Below are 18,140 nucleotides of genomic sequence, written 5' to 3' on the forward strand. Positions count from 1 at the left end.
CGTGCTTGCCGGTCAGGCGGTCACGCGGACGGACGGCGCCGCGGTCGACCCCCGCTGGACCACCCGCGCGGGGAGCACGATGGTGCGCGGGAGCGCGCTGGGGTTGTCGATGCGCCCCAGAAGCCGTTCCACGGCGGCGTCACCGAGCGCCCCCGCGTCCTGGGCGACCACGGTGATCCCGGGGCGCACCAGCGACATCCAGGGGGCGTCGTCGAACGCGACGAGCGACACGTCGTCGGGGATCGAGAGTCCCAGGTCCGTGGCGGCGCGGTACGCCCCCTCGGCCAGGACGTTGTTCGCGGCGAAGATGGCGGTCGGCGGCTGGTCGCTCTGCAGCAGGCGCCGGGCCGACTCGCGTGCGTGGTCGGTGCTCCAGCCCGACGGCACGACGAGGTCGCGGTCGAGCTCTTCACCGGCGGCCTCGAACGCCTCGACGTAGCCCGCGCGCCGTTCGCGGCCGGTGGTCCAGTCCGTCTCGTCGATGAAGAGCGCGATCCGCCGGTGGCCCTGTGCGAGGAGCGCGGCGGTCACCTGGCGCGCGGCGCCCCGGTTGTCCACCACGACCGCGTCGCAGGCCCCGGCCGCGAACTGGCGGTCCACCTCCACCACCGGGATGCCGTGGCCCTCCAGGAACTCGGTCACCGACGCCGAGACGGGCGTCACGACGACACCCGCCACGCGGAGCGCGACGAACCGTTCGGCGGCCGACACCTCGCCCGCCACCTCTCCGCCGTCGTCGGCCAGGAACATGGCGTATCCGGCTCGGCGCGCTGCGGCACCGACGCCTGCGGCCATCTCCGCGTAGAACGAGTTCCGCAGGTCGGAGACGATGACCCCGATCGTGCGCGACGTCTGTTGCTTGAGGCTGCGCGCCATGACGTCCGCGACGTACCGTAGTTCCTGCGCCGCGTCGAGAACCCGTTGGCGGACCTGCGGCGCGACGTAACCCCGGCCGGTCAGGGCGCGCGACGCCGTCGATCGGGACACCCCGGCCAGCTCGGCCACGTCCTTGATCGTCGCGCGATGACGGACGCCGTTCGACCGCTCACCGTTCCCAGGCTCCGTCGCCTCGGCCATCACCTCACACCCCTCTGCACGAAATCGTGTCCATATTGCACCATCGGCGCTAGCCCCCGTCGGGCTCCGACACGGCCGGGACCTTGGTTGATCCCGTGAGGGAACGATCCCATACTAGCGCCCATGCATTTCGCATCGCGTGGGCGCCGGCGCCCCAACGTCGTGCTCGTCCACGTCGACCAGTGGCGGGCGGACTGCCTGTCGGGCGCCGGGCACCCGGTCGACTCCACGCCATGGCTCGACTCCCTCGCGGGGAACGGCGTGCGGTTCGACCGCGCGTACACACCCAGCCTGACGTGCGTCCCCTCCCGGACCAGCATGCTCACCGGCCTCGCGCCCGCACGAACCCGCCGCGTCGGTCGGCTACGTGGACGGCGTGCCCTTCGACCTGGGCACCACGCTCGCCGGGTCCTTCCGCGAAGGCGGGTACCAGACGAAGGCGATCGGCAAGATGCATGTCGCCCCCGACCGGCACCGCGCAGGGTTCGACGACGTCGTCCTGCACAACGGCTACTGCCACGACTCACGCGTGCGCACCACCGCCGTCGACTTCACGGATGACTACGTGCCCTGGCTGCGCCGGCAGACCGGCGACCCGACCGCCCACTTCATCGACTGGGGCCAGGACCCCAACGCCGTTCCCGCACGCTCCTGAGACGGGCCGGAGGCCCATCACCCCACCAACTACGTCGTGACCCAGGCCATCGAGTGGCTCTACCGGCGCGACCCCAGCGCTCCGTTCCTGCTCTACCTGTCGTTCGCCGGCCCGCGCGCGTCCTACACCCCACCCGCGTGGGCGTTCGACCGTTACCTGCACGACGACGCCAACGGTACCTACCAGCCGCTGCGGTCCGACTGGGAGGACGTCTGGGAGCCCTGGAAGACCGACCACGAGCCGGACGCGCACGACGCCGCGTACGACGACCTGACCGCGCGACGCGCGCGCGCCGGGTACTTCGGCAACATGACGCACATCAACGCCCAGCTCGGCCGCTTCCTCACGGCGCTTCGTGAGTTCGGCGATGCGTACGACACGTACATCGCGTTCACCTCCGACCACGGCGAGATGCTCGGCGACCACGGGATGTGGCGCAAGGGCTACCCCTACGAAGGCTCCGCGGGTGTTCCGCTCCTGGTGGCCGGGCCTGGCATCGACGGCGGAAGCACCTGCTCCGACCTGGTCACGCTCGAAGACCTCATGCCCACCCTCCTCGAGCTCGCCGGCCTCTCGGTCCCCGACGGGATCGACGGCCGGTCCAACGCGCGACGTCTCCTCGACGGTCCGGGACCCGAGGCTCCGCACCTAGCTCTCCACGGCGAGCACGTCATCTTCGGGTTGTCACTGCAATGGATCGTGACGCCGCGGTGGAAGTACGTCTGGCGTTCCGACGACGGCACAGAGCAGCTCTTCGACTTCACCCGGGACGGAGAGCGGCGGGACCTTGCCCGCTCCCCCGACGGCGAGCACGTCCAGGTGCTGGCGGCGCTGCGGAGCGCGCTGGTCCAGCGCCTGCGCGACAGGCCGGAGGGGTTCGTGTTCGACGGGCAGCTCGTCGCCGGTCGGCCGGTGTCGCCGCTGCTCGACCTTCCGGTCGCGGCGGAGCCTGTGCGTGTGCCCGGTGCTGGGACGGCCATGCTCTGAGGACGTGACGGGCGCTGAGGTCAGGAGAGCGCAACTCACGGAGTGTCCGGTCGAAACCATCCTGTGCGGAACACTGCGACGGCGACCGAACTGGGCAGTCGGAGAGAATCCTCATGCTTCCCCCGTACGCACCCTGACCTGCGGTGACGCGACCGTGGAGGGTGCGTACGGGGTGCGTACGGGGTACCTACCCCGTACGTTTTCGGTAACGCACCCGAGAGACCATCTGCGGCATGGACCTCAACGCCGTCGCGGCTGACCGGACTCCGACGCTCGTCGGACCTCTGTCGTGCCATCAGGGCGGGAGCTTCGCGGGGGAAAGAGCGGTGGTGGGGACTCCCCACCACCGAGAGTTCCCGGTCATTACGTGGAAGACCACGGTGGTGATGACTCATCACGACCGTGCGACCGAGCCGCCCCAGTGCTCAAGCGGACGGCCGCAGATCGCTGGGCCGCGGTGTCAGCGGCCACGCCGATTTCGGGGGCCCCAACGGTGGTGAGGAGTCCTCACCGCCGCAGCCGTCACCGGCTTCCTCGCCGGGAAGCCGTCGGTCCTGCAGACTCCGCAGGACCGACGGGGTTCCGGGATTGCGAGGCGCTCTCAGGCCCCGAACCTCCCCCGCGCCGCGGGTATGACGACAGCAAGCCGCTCGCGTAGCTCGTCGAGATCGACGCGGATGAGTCTGCCCACGCGGTATCCGGTGACGGTGCCGTCGGCGATGCGCCGGCGGACGGTCTTCACCGAGACGCTGAATTCCTCGGCGGCTGCCGCAAGATCGACGAGCCGCCCGTGCGCTCCGGGCCGCTCCTGGACCGTGACGGTTCCCATGGCACCTCTCCTTCCCGGCGGCACCCATGTGCCGCCCTCGCGACACAGGTGTTCACGCGTCCCCACGTCCGGACTCGAGCTCCGACAGCACGGTGGCGCTCATCCGCGCGGCGAGGTCGATGTCCCGCGCCATGGTGGCCTTCTGGTAGCGGAGCACGACGTTGACGTCCGAGTGCCCGCCGCGCCGCATCAGCTCGGCGAGCGTCGCGCCCTCCTGCGCGAACCGCGTCAGCCCGGTGTGCCTCAGGTCGTGGAACCTGTACCCCGCGGGCAGCCCGGCCACCTCGACCCGGGCAGCGGCCCAGGCCGAGTGGAACGTCGTCGACGACATGTGCTCGGTACCCCGGGACCGCAGCGGCACGATCGGCGCAGTCCACCCCGGGGCCACGTGGGCGTCGAGGTGCTCGCGCAGCCGCTCGATCATCAGCGGCGGCACGGCCATCGACCGCACGCCCTTCTCCGACTTCGGGTCGGCGAGCTGGCCGGTGGTGCCGTTCTTCTGTCGCCGCACGTACAGCGTGGCGGCGGTGCGGTCGGCGTCCCAGACGACGTCGCGCCGCTGCAGCCCGAGCACCTCGCCCCGGCGAAGCTGGCACCACGCCGCGAGCAGCACGGCGACCCGCCACGGCTGCGGCAGAGCTTCGTGGAGCGCGTCGACCTGCTGGGGCGTCGCGACGTCATCCTCGGGCGTGTGGTCGGCGTCGTGCCGGACGGAGCGACGCGACGGCGTCGGGACGTCCGGCATCGCCTCGAGGAGGCCATCGCGCACGGCGGCGCGCAGGATCATCTTGAGCATGTCGACGGCGTCGCCAGCGACCCCGTTGTGCGTCGCGCCCGGCTTGAGCACCGACGGCCGCGCCACGATCTCCGCCGTCAGCGCCCGGACGACGGCAGTGTCGATGTCCCGCACCCGCACGTCGCCGAGCGGCTCGAGCAGGTAGTTGTGCACCCGCCCGCGGTAGACCATTACGGTGCCCGGGCGCCGCGGCCGGCCGCCCTTGCCCGGCTCGTGCTGGACCCGCTCGAGCCACGCCAGCGCGTACTCGCGGAAACTCACGTCCCGCAGCGCGGCGGCCGCCGCCTCCGCCTCCCGCCGCCGGACCGCATCCTCGGGCGACTCCCACTCCCCGCGCGCGATCGCCGCGTGCGTTTGGTTGAGGAACGCCCGCGCGTCCGTCTTCGTGAGGAACGTCAGCGGCCGGTCGTCAGCCGTGCGCGCCGAGTACACGTTCCCGTCGGGTCCCCTGTACCGCGCCTGCCACCGCTTCGACGGCAGCTGACGGAGCATGCCCCATGCCTCGCGACGCTGTCGCGCCGCACCCTTCTCGGCCATCTCGATCCTCCTGGTTCGTGCCACCCCCGTGCCACATCTCGTGGCACGGAGGGGGTCCTTCTGTCTCTAGGTGTCCAGGCCTCACCAAGACAGAAAAGAGGCCCGGACCTGCGGAAACTCGCAGATCCGGGCCTCTGACCAGGCGATCGATCGGTGACCGATTCGTCCCGATTGCTAGAAGTTGATCATGTGCCCCACGATGCCGTGGATGGACTCCTGCAGCGCCTCGGACAGCGTCGGGTGCGTGTGCACGTTCCGCGCGACCTCGTCGGCCGTGAGGTCCCACTTCTGCGCGAGGGTGAGCTCGGGCAGCAGCTCGGAGACGTCCGGGCCGATCATGTGGGCGCCGAGGAGCTCGTTGTACTTGGCGTCGGCGACGACCTTGACGAACCCGGTGGGGTCGCCGAGCCCGTGGGCCTTGCCGTTGGCCATGAACGGGAAGGACGCGACCTTGACGTCGTAGCCCTCGTCCTTGGCCTGCTGCTCGGTGAGGCCGAACGACGCGACCTGCGGGGAGCAGAACGTGGCGCGCGGCATCATGCGGTAGTCGCCGAGCGTCTGGGTCTCGGCCCCGCCGATGGTCTCGGCGGCGACGACGCCCTGCGCCTCCGCGACGTGCGCCAGCATGAGCTTGGCGGTGACGTCGCCGATGGCGAAGATGTGCGGCACGTTGGTGCGCATGTGGTCGTCGATCGCGATGGCGCCGCGCTCGGTGAGCTGGACGCCGGTGTTCTCGAGGCCGAAGCCCTCGACGTTCGGCGCGAAGCCGACGGCGGACAGGACCTTGTCGACGACGATCTCGCCGGGCTTGTCGTCCTTGACGCCCTTGTAGGAGACGGTGACGGACGAGCCGTTGTCCTTGATGGTCTGGACGGCGGTGGAGGTGAGGAGCTTGATGCCGAGCTTCTTGTACTGCTTGGCGATCTCCTTGGAGACGTCCGCGTCCTCGTTCGGCAGGGCACGGTCGAGGAACTCGATGATCGTGACGTCCACGCCGTAGTTCTTGAGGACGTAGGCGAACTCCATGCCGATGGCGCCGGCGCCGACGATGGCGATCGACTCCGGCAGGTCGCGCGTCATGATCTGCTTCTCGTAGGTCACGACGTTCTCGGACAGCTCGACGCCGGGGAGCAGCTTGACCTGCGAGCCGGTGGCGATGATGACGTTGTCGAACGTGACCGTCTCGGTGCCGCCCTTGTTCAGCGCGACCTCGATGGTGTTCGCGTCACGGAACGTGCCGCGGCCGTCGTACTCGGCGATCTTGTTCTTCTTCATGAGGAAGTGGACGCCCTTGACGCGGCCGTCCGCGACCACGCGGGACCGGTCGAACGCCTTGCCGAAGTCGAACGTGACGTCACCGGACATGCCGAAGAAGTCGGCCTGGTGGTTGAAGATGTGGGCGAGCTCCGCGTTGCGCAGCAGCGCCTTGGAGGGGATGCAGCCCACGTTGAGGCAGACACCACCCCAGTACTTCTCCTCGATGATGGCGACGGACTTGCCGAGCTGGGCCGCACGGATCGCGGCGACATAGCCGCCGGGGCCAGCCCCGAGGAGGACGACGTCGTAGTGGGAAGCCATGGGCCCAGCCTATTAGCGCGCGCCACCCCCTGCGGCGTGACGTCCGTCGCACCTCCCGCGCGACGTCGTCGGGCCCGGACTACCGCACGGAGTCGACGCCCAGGTTCGCGAGCTCGTCGGCGCGCTCGTTCCCCGGGTCGCCGGCGTGCCCCTTGACCCACACCCAGCGCACGTCGTGCTTCGTGACCTCGGCGTCGAGGGCCTGCCACAGGTCCACGTTCTTCACAGGCTTCTTGGCCGCCGTCGTCCAGCCGTTGCGCTTCCAGCCGGCGATCCAGGTGCGCATGCCGTTCATCACGTACGACGAGTCGACGTGGATCACCACGGTGCTGGGCCGCTTGAGCGCGCGCAGCCCCTCGACGACGGCGGTGAGCTCCATGCGGTTGTTGGTGGTGACGGTCTCGCCGCCGTAGAGCTCCTTGGTGTGCTCCCCTGCCTTCAGCAGCGCCCCCCAGCCCCCGATGCCGGGGTTGCCCTTGCAGGCACCGTCGGTCCACATCTCGACCAGGGGCTTCTCGTTCTCGTCAGGCACCCGCACACCCTACGTTCCCCGTGTCCCACGGCCGTGTCGGACGCCGCGCGTAGCGTCGGCGCAGACCCCAGGACGACGAAGGAGACGCACATGAGGTTCGGTTTCGTCGGCAGCTTCGGCACCCCGCAGCAGAACGTCGCCCTCGCCCGCGCGTGCGAGGAGCACGGCTGGGACGGCTTCTTCAGCTGGGACGGGATGAGCATGGGCGACTGGGGCGGCGACGCCCTGACGGCCTGGGACCCGTTCGCGGTCCTCGCGGGCGCCGCGGCCGTGACGGAGCGCATCGCGCTCGGCGCCATGGTGTTCGCGGTGCCGCGGCACCGGGCGTGGGAGCTGGCGCAGCGCGCCCTGACCGTCGACCACCTGTCCGGCGGGCGGCTGGTGCTCCCGGCCGGCGTGGGCGTGCTCGACGACCGCGGGTTCACGTCCGTCCCGGGCCAGGTGACCGCGCTGAGGGACCGGGCGCAGGCGCTCGACGAGACCCTTGAGTGGCTGCGCACGTCGTGGTCCGGCGAGACCTTCGAGACCGACGGCGCGCAGGTGCGCACCGGGCCGTTCCGGTTCGCCGCTCCCCCGGTGCGCGGCCGCATCCCCGTGTGGCCGGTCGGCGTCTGGGACGCCACGAACCCGCCCCTGAAGAACCTGCACCGCACGCTGCGCTGGGACGGGATCGTCGTGCAGGCGCGCGGCGCGACGCCGGAGGAGGCGGAGGCCGGCCCCGACGCCGTGCGGGAGCTCACCGCGTGGATCGAGGATCAGCGCGGGCCCGACGCCGGACCGTTCGACGTCGTCGCGTCCGGCCTCCTCCCGTCCGACCCGGGGGAGGCCCGCGAGCGGGCCCGCGCCTTCGCGGACGCCGGCGCGACCTGGTTCGTCGACTCGTGGTGGGACCCGGCGGAGGCGACGCCCGAGCGCCTGCTCGAGCGGGTGCGCCAGGGCCCGCCCACCCTCTGAGGGTGGACGGGCCCCGGCGCGGTCGAGGTCGAGCGGCTCAGCCGACCGGGCGCGCCGGCTCGATCGGGACGCTCGGCAGGTGCTTGGCCGGGAGCGTCTTGGGCCGCCAGGCCGCGCGCTCCGCCTCGAAGGCCGCGATGTCGTCCTCGTGCTGCAGCGTGAGGCCGATGTCGTCGAGGCCCTCCATGAGGCGCCAGCGCGTGTAGTCGTCGATCTGGAACGGCACGGTGACGTCGTCGGCGTGGGCGGTGCGCGCCTCGAGGTCCACGGTCACCTCGGTGCCGGGCTTGGTCTCGAGGATCTTCCAGAGGATCTCGATGTCCTCCTGCGCGACGATGCCGGCCACGAGGCCCTGCTTGCCCGAGTTGCCGCGGAAGATGTCCGCGAACCGGGGCGCGAGCACGACGCGGAAGCCGTAGTCCTTGAGCGCCCACACGGCATGCTCGCGCGAGGAGCCCGTACCGAAGTCGGCGCCCGCGACCAGCACGGAGCCCGCCTTGTACGCGTCCTGGTTGAGCACGAACGTGGGGTCGCCGCGCCAGGCGGCGAACAGCGCGTCCTCGAAGCCCGTCCGGGTGACCCGCTTGAGGTAGACGGCGGGGATGATCTGGTCGGTGTCGACGTTGGTGCGGCGCAGCGGCACCCCGACGCCCGTGTGGGTGGTGAACTTCTCCATGACGATCTCCTGCTACGGGGTAGGGGTCAGACGAAGGACGGGGCGGACAGCGGCGCCAGCGGGGTGCCGTCGAACGTCGTGAGGTCGACGTCGCCCTCGAACTCGAGGTCGGCGACCGACGACAGCGTGCCACGGACGGCGGTCGCGGCCGCGACCAGCGGCGACACGAGGTGCGTGCGCCCGCCCTTGCCCTGGCGACCCTCGAAGTTGCGGTTCGAGGTGGACGCCGCGCGCTCGCCCGGCGCGAGCTGGTCGGGGTTCATGCCGAGGCACATGGAGCAGCCGGCGTTGCGCCACTCGGCGCCGAACTCCTTGAAGATGACGTCCAGGCCCTCGGCCTCGGCCTGCAGCCGCACGCGGGCGGACGCGGGCACGACGAGCACGCGCACGTCGTCCGCCTTCTGCCGACCCTGGAGCACCTTCGCCACGGAGCGCAGGTCCTCGATGCGCCCGTTGGTGCACGAGCCGATGAAGACCGTGTCGACCTTGACGTCGCGCAGCGGCGTGCCGCCCTCCAGGCCCATGTACTCCAGCGCGCGCTCGGCCGTGACGCGCTCGTTGGCGTCGGCGATGTCGGCAGGCACCGGCACGGACGCCGACAGCGGCAGCCCCTGGCCGGGGTTGGTGCCCCACGTGACGAACGGCTCGAGGTCGGCCGCCTCCAGCACGACCTCGGCGTCGAACTCGGCGTCGTCGTCGCTGCGCAGCGTCGTCCAGTACTCGACGGCGGCGTCCCAGTCCTCGCCCTCGGGCGCGTGCGGGCGGCCCTGGAGGTAGTCGAACGTCGTCTGGTCGGGCGCGATCATGCCCGCGCGGGCGCCGGCCTCGATGGACATGTTGCAGATGGTCATCCGCGCCTCCATCGAGAGCTTGCGGATGGCCTCGCCGCGGTACTCGAGCACGTAGCCCTGCCCGCCGCCGGTGCCGATCTTGGCGATGATCGCCAGGATGATGTCCTTGCTGGTGGCGCCCGGGGGCAGCTCGCCGTTCACCGTGATCGCCATCGTCTTGAACGGGGCGAGCGGCAGGGTCTGCGTGGCGAGCACGTGCTCGACCTCGGAGGTGCCGATGCCGAAGGCCAGCGCGCCGAACGCGCCGTGCGTCGAGGTGTGCGAGTCGCCGCAGACGACGGTCAGGCCCGGCATGGTCAGGCCGAGCTGCGGGCCCACCTGGTGGACGATGCCCTGGTCGGCGTCGCCCAGGGAGTGGATGCGGACGCCGAACTCCTTGGCGTTGTTGCGCAGCGTGTCGATCTGCGTGCGGCTGGTGAGGTCCGCGATCGGCAGGTCGATGTCGAGCGTCGGGGTGTTGTGGTCCTCGGTCGCGATCGTGAGATCGGGACGACGGACGGGGCGCCCGGCGAGGCGCAGCCCCTCGAACGCCTGCGGGCTCGTCACCTCGTGCACGAGGTGCAGGTCGATGTAGAGGAGGTCGGGCGCCCCGTCGCTGCCACGACGCACCAGGTGCGCCTCCCAGACCTTCTCCGCCAGCGTGCCGGCCATCATGTGCTCCTCGTCCGCCGCGTCCCCGCGGCCGTCGTGCGTGTGCTGTGTCTCGGTCGATCTCGTCGGCTGTTCCGCCGGGCGATACCGTCGTTCGGACCCCGGAGGGCCCGGCTCGTGAGACGGTTCCGTCCCGTGAGATGCGGTCCCCGACTTGCAATCTCAGTGACTGAGACGTCAATATCGTCCTATGGACGATACTAGCGGAGTCGGCGTACTCGACAAGGCCGCGTCCGTGCTGGGCGCCCTGGAGGCTGGTCCCGCCACTCTGGCGCAGCTGGTCTCCTCGACCGGGCTCGCCCGCCCCACGGCGCATCGCCTCGCCGTCGCCCTCGAGCACCACCGTCTCGTGGGCCGCGACATGCAGGGCCGGTTCGTGCTCGGACCGCGCCTCAACGAGCTCGCGACGGCGGCCGGCGAGGACCGGCTGCTCGCCGCGGCCAACCCCGTGCTCACGGCACTGCGCGACCACACGGGCGAGAGCGCACAGCTCTACCGCCGCCAGGGCGACCATCGCGTCTGCGTGGCCGCCGCCGAGCGGCCGGTCGGCCTGCGCGACTCGATCCCCGTGGGCGCCACCCTCACGATGCACGCGGGCTCCGCGGCGCAGATCCTCCTGGCCTGGGAGGAGCCGGACCGCCTGCACCGCGGCCTGCGCGAGGCCGTGTTCACCGCGACGATCCTCTCCGGCGTCCGACGCCGCGGGTGGGCGCAGTCGGTCTCCGAGCGCGAGCTCGGCGTCGCGTCCGTCTCGGCACCGGTGCGCGGGCCCTCCGGCCGGGTCGTGGCGTCCGTGTCCGTCTCCGGGCCGGTCGAGCGCCTCACCCGCCAGCCGGGCCGCCTGCACTCCGCCGCCGTCGTCTCCGCCGCCAACCGCCTGACCGAGGTGCTGCGCCGCGCCGGCGAGTGACCCGTCTCCCCACCAGCACCGATCCCGGGCCCGGCCCGCTGCGACTCCACGCGGCGCGCCGGGCCCGGTGCTGTCGGGCCCCCGCCCAGGTCAGTACGCTCCTGGCTGACGGGGCAGCCCTGCCCTGCGACCCGAGAGGCGTGAGGACCTGATGCCCGCGAAGGCCAAGACACTGCTGATCTGGATCGTCGTGATCTTCCTGATCTACGCGATCGTGAGCAGCCCTGACCGTGCGGCGAACATCGTGACGGCGATCTGGGACTTCATCACCAACGCGTTCTCCAGCTTCGGGCAGTTCTTCGCGAACCTGACCGACTGACGACGGCCCGGAGAACCCCGTGATCACCGACGAGAGGCGCGAGCGCGACCGGGTGCGCGCGCACGCGCACCTGCGTCGGTACGTGCTCCCGAACGAGCGCGTGATCGTCGCGACGCGCCACCACTGGGCGCTGCTCCTCGAGCCGATCGCGACCACGGCCGCCGCGTTCCTGCTGATCGGCACCATCGTCATGTCGACGCCGGTCGACGTGCGCTCCACCGTGGGGTGGCTCTGGGTGGTGTGGTTCGTCGTCGCCGGCCGCCTCGCCTGGAAGTGGCTCGAGTGGCGCTACGAGTGGTTCGTCGCGACCGACAAGCGGCTCCTGCTGCTGTACGGGCTCGTCGTGCACAAGGTAGCGATGATGCCGATGAAGAAGGTCACCGACATGGGGTACTCGCGCAGCCCCACGGGCCAGGTCCTCGGCTACGGCCGCTTCGACATGGAGTCCGCCGGCCAGGACCAGGCGCTGCGCACCATCAGGTTCGTCCCGCGCCCGGACTCCACCTACCGCACCCTGTGCGACACCCTCTTCACGCCGGGCGGCCCGCGCCTGGACGACGACGACGATCTGGGCGGCGGCCCCACGCGGCCGCCGGCCGGTGCCCCCGGCGGCGCTCCCGGCGGTGCTCCCGGCGCACCGACCGTCGTGCCCGGCCGCGAGACGTCGGAGGGGCCCCGCCCCACCACGCAGCCGATCGCCGTGCAGCCCCCGAACCCGGCGCCCCGCCCGCCGGAGGCCCGGCCCAGCGACGGGGCGCACCCGGTCAGCTGGAAGCCCACGGGCGCGAGCTACGACCATCCGCGCAGCGACGGCGCGATCGTGCCCGACCCGTTCCTCTGAGCCGGTTCCAGCGGTCCGCCTCCAGCGGCCCGGTTCCAGTGGTCCGGCCCCGCGGGCCTCGCCCCGTCGGCGCGAGGGGTCGTGCACGGCCCGAGGAACGACGAAGGCCCGGTCCACGTGGACCGGGCCTTGCCTGTGCGATGCCTGCTGTGTACCCCCAGCGGGATTTGAACCCGCGTTACCGCCGTGAGAGGGCGGCGTCCTAGGCCGCTAGACGATGGGGGCCTGGAACCGGCTCGGGCGTGGAGACCTGAACCGTGCGACCGTCCGTCGAGACGGACGACCTGCGTACCCCCAGCGGGATTTGAACCCGCGTTACCGCCGTGAGAGGGCGGCGTCCTAGGCCGCTAGACGATGGGGGCCTATGACTCGATGGTCTCGAGGACCTCCGTGCCGGTGAGAACTCTACACACCGCACCAGGCGGGCGAAGAGCGCTGCGCTGGGGTACCAGGACTCGAACCTAGACTAAGAGAATCAGAATCTCTCGTGCTGCCAATTACACCATACCCCAATGGATCGAGCCTTCCGGGCAAATCCGACATGATCGGAGCGCCGGCGTCAGGCCCAACGTCGGAAAACATTACCGGACAGGTGGCCGTCGGCCAAAACGCGCGCGAGGTGCCGTACGTCACGCTCGACCGACGGCCGTGGCAGGCTCCCCGCATGACCTCCTCGTCTCCCCCGCCGCCCGCCTCCACCGGGCACGACCCGCACGACCACGCCGACCGCGCGGGCTCGTTCGACCGGGACGCCGACGTGTACGCCCAGGTCAGGCCCACGTACCCGCGGGACGCCGTCGAGTGGCTGCTCCCCGGGGGCGCGCGGCGGGTCCTCGACCTCGCCGCCGGGACGGGCAAGCTCACCGAGGTCGTCGTCGGCCTCGCCGGGGCGGGCACGGACGTCGTCGCCGTCGACCCGTCGCTACCCATGCTCGCCGAGCTCTCCGCGCGCCTGCCGGACGTCGCCACCCGCCAGGGCACCGCGGAGCACCTCCCCCTCCCGGACGCGTCCGTCGACGCCGTCCTGGTCGCCCAGGCGTGGCACTGGTTCGACGCCGACGCCGCGGCGGCGGAGATCGCCCGCGTCCTGCGGCCGGGCGGCACGCTCGGCGTCGTCTGGAACGACCGCGACGCCGAGGTGGACTGGGTCGCGCGGTTCGGCGCGATCCTGCACCGCGGCGACCGCCTCGAGCCCGCGGCCGGTCACGACGCCCTGACGGAGCTCGGCGGCCGGTTCACGGCGGTCGAGACCAAGACCTTCCGCTGGGTCGACCGCCTCCCGGCCGGCGCGCTGCGCACGCTCGCGGGGACGCGCAGCTACCTCCTGCGACTCCCGGAGGCCGAGCGCGAGACGCGCCTCGCCGAGGTCGACGCCCTGGAGGCCACGCACCCCGACCTCGCCGGCCGCACCGAGATCGAGCTGCCGTACGTCACGTACGCGTACCGGGCCCGCACGCGAGGAGCCGTGCCGCCCAGGTAGTGCCTCCCGCATCCCGGTAGTGCGCGGCGGGCACGGCCGGGGTGCGGCAGGCACTACCTCACGGCGGACGACGCTCAGCGCGCGCCCGCGACGGCGGCGAGCCGACGGGCCGGCGCGGACAGCGACGCGCCGTCGCGCCACACCACGCGCAGGCGGCGCGAGAGGTCGAGCTGGGCGATCGGGACGGTCACCAGGTGGCCTGCCGCCACGTCGTCCGCCACGGTCAGCGCGGACAGGACGGTCACGCCGTCCCCGTGCCGCACGGCGGACTTCACGGCCGCCGTGGAGCCCAGCGCGGTGACGTGGGACGGCAGGCGGACGCCCGCCTGACCGAGCGCGTCCTCCAGCACGTCGCGGGTGCCCGAGCCGGCCTCGCGCAGCACGAGGTGCCCCGCGGCGAGGCCCGCGGGGCTGACGGACCGTCGTCGCGCCCACGGGTGCGCGGGCGCGACGACGGCCACCAGCTCGTCGTGGGCCACGGTGCGCGAGCGCAGCCCGCGCCGCACGGTCGGGCTCTCCACGAACCCGAGCTCGGCCGCGCCGTCGAGCACGAGCTCCATGACCTCCCGGGAGTTCCGCACGACGAGCTCGACGTCGGGCGCCGCTCCGGTCCGCCCGCGCTCGTCCCGCCCGAACGCCGCGAGCCAGCGCGGTGCCAGGTACTCGGCGATCGTGAGGCTCGCGGCCACACGCAGCCCGGGGACGGGCGCGGAGCGGAGGGCGGCGGCCGCGGCCTCGAACCGGTCCGTGGCGTCCACGACGCCGCGCGCCGCCTCCGCCACCTGGCGCCCGACGGCGGTGAGCGCCGTGCCGCGCGGCCCGCGGGACAGCAGCTCGAGGCCGAGGCGCCGCTCGAGGCGGTGCAGGCCCGCGGACGCGGTGGGCTGGGAGACGCCGGCCGCGCGGGCCGCGGCGGAGATCGAGCCGTGGGCGTCGAGGGCGACCAGCAGCTCGAGGGCGGCCAGCGGGGGACGTTCTGCCATAGCGTCAGTCTATGGATCGATCGGCACCTGGCGCTTCCGGGTCGCCGCGCGGGTCGCGAGCCTGGACACGTGCCCACAGCTCAGCCCTCGGCCCCGACCGCGGACCAGTCCACGGACCCGACGCGCCGGACCCCCCGCGGCGTCTCCCGTCTCGGTCCGGGCCTCGCGCTGGCCGCCGTGGCGACCGTGGTCCTGCTCGGCGTCAGCCGGCTCGTCGCCCCGCTGACGAACGGTGCGCTGTCGCCCCTGGTCCTGGCCCTCGTGGCCGGCGCCGTGCTCGGCTCCGCGCTGGGGCGGTGCGTGCCGCGGGGCGCCCGCGCCGCGCGGTTCGCGGAGCGGGTCGGGCCGGGCACCGACTGGACGGCGCGCACGGTGCTGCGCGCCGGCGTGGTGCTGCTCGGCCTGCAGCTCTCGATCCCCGACGTCCTCGCGCTCGGCTGGCGCGGGATCGCCGTCGTGGTGATCACCGTGACGGGGACGTTCGCGGCGATCCTCGGCCTCGGCCGGCTGCTGCGGGTGCCCCGCGCGACGTCGCTGCTCGTCGCCACCGGGTTCTCGATCTGCGGCGCCGCGGCGGTGTCCGCGATGACGAGCGTGCTCGAGCGCGACCCGCGCGCGGACCCTGCCGGCGGTGCGGGCACTGCCCGGCTGCGCGACGACGTCGCCGCCGCGCTCGCCCTCGTCACCGTCTACGGGACGGTCGCGATCTTCGTCCTGCCCGCCCTCGCGGGGGCGATCGGGCTCGACGACCACCAGGCGGGGCTCTGGATCGGCGCGAGCGTGCAGGAGGTCGCCCAGGTGGTCGCCGCCGCGGGCACCGTCTCGGCCGCCGCCCTGGCGACCGCGACCGTCACCAAGCTGGCCCGCGTCGTGCTGCTCGCGCCCCTGGTCGCCGGCGCCGGCGCGCTGCTCTCGCGGCGCGCGGCGCTCACCGCGGCACCCGGGGACGACGTCGCGCCCGAGCCCCCGGAGGGCGGCACGGGGGCACGCGGCCGACGCGCCCCTCTCGTCCCCGGCTTCGTGCTGGGCTTCCTCGCCGCGGTGCTGGTCCGCAGCACGGGACTGCTGCCCGACGTCGTCGCCGACACCGCCCAGCAGCTCACGACGATCCTGTTCGTCGCCGCGATGTTCGCGCTCGGCACCGGCGTCGACGTCCCGCGCCTGGCGCGCACCGCCCGCCGTCCGCTGCTGCTCGGCGCCCTGGGCACCGTCGTCGTGACCGGACTGGCGCTGGCCGCCGTCCTCCTCCTCGCCCCCTGAGCGAGTTGTCAGAGGCCGAGGGCGGCGGGCAGCCCGGCGAGCCCGGGCAGCACGACGATGCCGTCGGCGCGCAGGGCGTCGGCGTCCACGTGGTGCTCGTCGTCGCGGCGGGCGCCGGGCCGGTCCAGCCAGACGCCGACGAGGCCGGCCTCGTGGGCGGCACGGGCGTCCGTCGTGGGCTCGTCGCCGACGTACGCGGTGCGCGCGACGTCGGTGCCGAGGCGGCGGGCGCCCTCGACGAAGACGTCAGGGTGCGGCTTGCCGTAGCCGAGCGTGTCCACGCCCACGAGCACGGGGACGCCGTCGAGGCCGGCAGCGCGCAGCTTGCGCTCCTGCAGCTCGACGTACGCGTTCGTCACGACGCCGATCCGGACGCCGGCGGCATGCAGCGCGGCGAGGGCGGCCACGGAGTCGTCGAACGGCGCCCACGACCGCTCGAACGTGCCCCAGAACAGGGCGTCCCAGTCGGCGAAGGAGTCCTCGGTGACCGGCTCCCCGCCGAACGTGCGGTGCAGGAGGTCGGCGCGCAGCCGGCGCTGGGTGAGGGCGTCGGTCTCGCCGCGCGTGAAGCGCTTGTAGTAGCCGCCCGGGTCGGTGCGCCAGTGCGCGAGCAGCTCGGGGTAGCGGTCCGCCGGCACGTGCGGCAGGTACTCGACGGCGACGGCGGTGAGGGCCTTGGCGAACCCGCCCTTGGTGTCGACGAGCGTGTCGTCGACGTCGAGCAGGACGCCGTCGACCCTCACAGCTTCGCCAGCGCGGCGTCGACGCGGGCGAGGGTCCGCTCGCGGCCGAGCACCTCGAGCGACTCGAAGAGCGGCAGGCCGATCGTGCGGCCCGTGACGGCCACCCGCACGGGCGCCTGCGCCTTGCCGAGCTTGAGCCCGTGCTTCTCCCCCACCGCCGTGACGAGGTCCTTGAGCGGCTCCGCCTCCCACGTCGCGAGGTCCGCGAGCGCCGCGCGGGCGTCGGCGAGCAGCTCGGCGGCGCCCTCCTTCATCGCCTTGGCCCACGAGCGCTCGTCGTCGACCGGCTCGTCGAGGAAGAGGAAGTCCACGTTGTCGGTGATGTCGGCCAGCAGGGCCACGCGGGACTGGGCGAGCGGGGCGACCTTCGCGAACGCGGCGGCGTCGTACTGCTCCTCGGTCCACGGCGCCTTCGGGGCGTGCAGCCACGGGTCGACTGCGGCGACGAAGTCCTCGACCGACAGCTTCCGGATGTACTCGCCGTTGAACGACAGCAGCTTCTTGACGTCGAAGAACGCGGACGCGCTGTTGACGTCCTCGATGCGGAACCGCTCGATCAGCTCGTCGAAGGGCAGGATCTCCTCGTCGTTGCCGGGCGCCCAGCCGAGCAGCATGAGGTAGTTGACCATCGCGTCGGGCAGGTAGCCCTCGGCGAGGTAGTCCTCGAGCGCGACCTTGTCGCGGCGCTTGGAGAGCTTCTGGCGCTTCTCGTTGACGATCACCGGCAGGTGCGCCCACGTGGGCGGCTGCGCGCCGAGCGCCTCCCACAGCAGCTGCTGCTTGGGCGTGTTCGGCAGGTGCTCCTCGCCGCGGATGACGTGCGTGATGCCCTCGTCGAGGTCGTCGACGACGTTCGCGAGCAGGAAGACGGGCGAGCCGTCCCCGCGCGCGACGACGAAGTCCTCCATCGCGGAGTTCGGGAAGGTCGGGTTGCCGCGGATGAGGTCGACGACCTGGGTCTCGCCGTCGTCGGGGGTGCGGAAGCGCAGCGCCCGGCCCGGCTCGTACGTGAGGCCGCGGTCGCGGCAGAAGCCGTCGTAGCCGGAGTGCGCGTTGCCGGTGCGGGCGGCGACGTCGTCGCGCGTGCAGTCGCAGTAGTACGCACGGCCGGCCCCGTACAGGCGGGCCGACGCCTCGCGGTGCTTCTCGACGTTCTGCGACTGGAAGTACGGGCCCTCGAACGTCGGGTCCTCGGCGTGCATGCCGAGCGCCGCGAGGGCGTTCAGGATGCCGTCCACCCACTCGGGCTTGTTGCGCGCGGCGTCGGTGTCCTCGACCCGTAGCACGAACGTACCGCCCTGCTGCTTGGCGACCGCCCAGTTGAACAGCGCCGAGCGGGCGCCGCCCACGTGGAACATGCCCGTCGGTGACGGGGCGAAGCGGACACGGACGGCGGAGGAGCCTGCTGCGGGGATCACGGGACAAGCGTAGTTGGCCGCGAGCGGGTGCCGACCTTCCCGGGCCTCGGACGCCGCGTCCGA

Annotated in this window: 18 protein-coding genes, 3 tRNA genes and 1 pseudogene; 9 read left to right on the forward strand and 13 right to left on the reverse strand. The window is 72.6% G+C overall.

Translation table 11 applies throughout. The annotated features are described in order from the left end of the window. Positions 1-12: 12 nt before the first annotated feature. Positions 13-1,077: a LacI family DNA-binding transcriptional regulator gene (locus ACFQ8T_RS06885; RefSeq protein ID WP_430545810.1), complete on the reverse strand. Its 1,065-nt coding sequence runs from the start codon at positions 1,075-1,077 to the stop codon at positions 13-15. Positions 1,078-1,200: 123 nt separating this feature from the next. On the opposite strand from ACFQ8T_RS06885, the pseudogene ACFQ8T_RS06890 reads away from it, so the two are divergent. The 3 genes and pseudogenes from ACFQ8T_RS06890 to ACFQ8T_RS06900 all read left to right on the forward strand — a co-directional run. Then, positions 1,201-1,368: pseudogene (locus ACFQ8T_RS06890) on the forward strand (sulfatase-like hydrolase/transferase); the annotation flags it as partial. An 85-nt stretch (positions 1,369-1,453) separates the two neighbouring features. Then, positions 1,454-1,732 carry a hypothetical protein gene (locus tag ACFQ8T_RS06895; RefSeq protein ID WP_430545903.1) on the forward strand — a complete coding sequence of 93 codons (279 nt, stop codon included), beginning with the start codon at positions 1,454-1,456 and terminating at the stop codon, positions 1,730-1,732. 36 nt (positions 1,733-1,768) lie between these two features. Continuing rightward, the gene (locus ACFQ8T_RS06900) at positions 1,769-2,719 is read left to right on the forward strand and encodes a sulfatase-like hydrolase/transferase (RefSeq protein WP_430545811.1); all 951 of its coding nucleotides are present in this window, start codon (positions 1,769-1,771) and stop codon (positions 2,717-2,719) included. 601 nt (positions 2,720-3,320) lie between these two features. Here the strand turns inward: ACFQ8T_RS06900 and ACFQ8T_RS06905 are convergent. From ACFQ8T_RS06905 to rnhA, 4 genes are all read right to left on the reverse strand, one after another. Further along, positions 3,321-3,548, reverse strand: coding sequence for a helix-turn-helix domain-containing protein (locus ACFQ8T_RS06905; RefSeq protein ID WP_430545812.1), 228 nt, complete (start codon positions 3,546-3,548; stop codon positions 3,321-3,323). Between the two features lie 52 nt (positions 3,549-3,600). After that, the gene (locus tag ACFQ8T_RS06910; protein ID WP_430545813.1) at positions 3,601-4,881 is read right to left on the reverse strand and encodes a tyrosine-type recombinase/integrase; all 1,281 of its coding nucleotides are present in this window, start codon (positions 4,879-4,881) and stop codon (positions 3,601-3,603) included. 174 nt (positions 4,882-5,055) lie between these two features. Then, positions 5,056-6,459 carry a dihydrolipoyl dehydrogenase gene (gene lpdA / locus ACFQ8T_RS06915; protein ID WP_430545814.1) on the reverse strand — a complete coding sequence of 468 codons (1,404 nt, stop codon included), beginning with the start codon at positions 6,457-6,459 and terminating at the stop codon, positions 5,056-5,058. A 79-nt stretch (positions 6,460-6,538) separates the two neighbouring features. Then, entirely contained in the window at positions 6,539-6,958 is a 420-nt protein-coding gene (gene rnhA / locus ACFQ8T_RS06920) for a ribonuclease HI (RefSeq protein WP_430545899.1), read from the reverse strand. Positions 6,959-7,081: 123 nt separating this feature from the next. Here rnhA and ACFQ8T_RS06925 point away from each other — a divergent pair, with 123 nt between their 5' ends. Next, on the forward strand, positions 7,082-7,945 hold the full coding sequence (locus ACFQ8T_RS06925; RefSeq protein WP_430545815.1) for an LLM class flavin-dependent oxidoreductase: 864 nt from the start codon (positions 7,082-7,084) through the stop codon (positions 7,943-7,945). A 37-nt stretch (positions 7,946-7,982) separates the two neighbouring features. Here ACFQ8T_RS06925 and leuD read toward each other — a convergent pair whose 3' ends face one another. Then, on the reverse strand, positions 7,983-8,621 hold the full coding sequence (leuD, locus tag ACFQ8T_RS06930) for a 3-isopropylmalate dehydratase small subunit (RefSeq protein WP_430545816.1): 639 nt from the start codon (positions 8,619-8,621) through the stop codon (positions 7,983-7,985). Positions 8,622-8,647: 26 nt separating this feature from the next. After that, positions 8,648-10,123: a 3-isopropylmalate dehydratase large subunit gene (gene leuC / locus ACFQ8T_RS06935; RefSeq protein WP_430545817.1), complete on the reverse strand. Its 1,476-nt coding sequence runs from the start codon at positions 10,121-10,123 to the stop codon at positions 8,648-8,650. 190 nt (positions 10,124-10,313) lie between these two features. Between leuC and ACFQ8T_RS06940 the strand changes: the two genes are divergently transcribed. From ACFQ8T_RS06940 to ACFQ8T_RS06950, 3 genes are all read left to right on the forward strand, one after another. Then, positions 10,314-11,033: an IclR family transcriptional regulator gene (locus ACFQ8T_RS06940; protein WP_079574616.1), complete on the forward strand. Its 720-nt coding sequence runs from the start codon at positions 10,314-10,316 to the stop codon at positions 11,031-11,033. Between the two features lie 151 nt (positions 11,034-11,184). Next, positions 11,185-11,352, forward strand: coding sequence for a hypothetical protein (locus tag ACFQ8T_RS06945; protein ID WP_176168850.1), 168 nt, complete (start codon positions 11,185-11,187; stop codon positions 11,350-11,352). A gap of 19 nt (positions 11,353-11,371) precedes the next feature. Further along, positions 11,372-12,193, forward strand: a complete 822-nt coding sequence (locus ACFQ8T_RS06950; protein WP_430545818.1) for a PH domain-containing protein — start codon at positions 11,372-11,374, stop codon at positions 12,191-12,193. A 152-nt stretch (positions 12,194-12,345) separates the two neighbouring features. Here ACFQ8T_RS06950 and ACFQ8T_RS06955 read toward each other — a convergent pair. The 3 genes from ACFQ8T_RS06955 to ACFQ8T_RS06965 all read right to left on the reverse strand — a co-directional run bounded on the left by ACFQ8T_RS06955 (position 12,346) and on the right by ACFQ8T_RS06965 (position 12,705). Further along, positions 12,346-12,418, reverse strand: a tRNA-Glu gene (locus ACFQ8T_RS06955). Between the two features lie 64 nt (positions 12,419-12,482). After that, positions 12,483-12,555: transfer RNA gene (locus tag ACFQ8T_RS06960), tRNA-Glu, on the reverse strand. 78 nt (positions 12,556-12,633) lie between these two features. Next, a tRNA-Gln gene (locus tag ACFQ8T_RS06965) sits at positions 12,634-12,705 on the reverse strand. Positions 12,706-12,857: 152 nt separating this feature from the next. Between ACFQ8T_RS06965 and ACFQ8T_RS06970 the strand changes: the two genes are divergently transcribed. Further along, positions 12,858-13,673: a class I SAM-dependent methyltransferase gene (locus ACFQ8T_RS06970; RefSeq protein ID WP_430545819.1), complete on the forward strand. Its 816-nt coding sequence runs from the start codon at positions 12,858-12,860 to the stop codon at positions 13,671-13,673. 74 nt (positions 13,674-13,747) lie between these two features. Here ACFQ8T_RS06970 and ACFQ8T_RS06975 read toward each other — a convergent pair whose 3' ends face one another. After that, on the reverse strand, positions 13,748-14,656 hold the full coding sequence (locus tag ACFQ8T_RS06975) for a LysR substrate-binding domain-containing protein (RefSeq protein WP_430545820.1): 909 nt from the start codon (positions 14,654-14,656) through the stop codon (positions 13,748-13,750). Positions 14,657-14,725: 69 nt separating this feature from the next. Between ACFQ8T_RS06975 and ACFQ8T_RS06980 the strand changes: the two genes are divergently transcribed. After that, entirely contained in the window at positions 14,726-15,916 is a 1,191-nt protein-coding gene (locus ACFQ8T_RS06980; RefSeq protein ID WP_430545821.1) for a YeiH family protein, read from the forward strand. A gap of 8 nt (positions 15,917-15,924) precedes the next feature. On the opposite strand, the gene ACFQ8T_RS06985 is transcribed toward ACFQ8T_RS06980, so the two are convergent. Further along, entirely contained in the window at positions 15,925-16,659 is a 735-nt protein-coding gene (locus ACFQ8T_RS06985) for an HAD family hydrolase (RefSeq protein ID WP_430545822.1), read from the reverse strand. Next, on the reverse strand, positions 16,656-18,077 hold the full coding sequence (gltX, locus tag ACFQ8T_RS06990) for a glutamate--tRNA ligase (protein ID WP_430545823.1): 1,422 nt from the start codon (positions 18,075-18,077) through the stop codon (positions 16,656-16,658). Before gltX ends, ACFQ8T_RS06985 begins: the two co-directional genes overlap by 4 nt. Between the last annotated feature and the right edge of the window lie 63 nt (positions 18,078-18,140).

The organism is Isoptericola sp. NPDC056618, assembly GCF_042792715.1.
GTDB classification, from domain to species: Bacteria; Actinomycetota; Actinomycetes; order Actinomycetales; family Cellulomonadaceae; genus Isoptericola; species Isoptericola nanjingensis.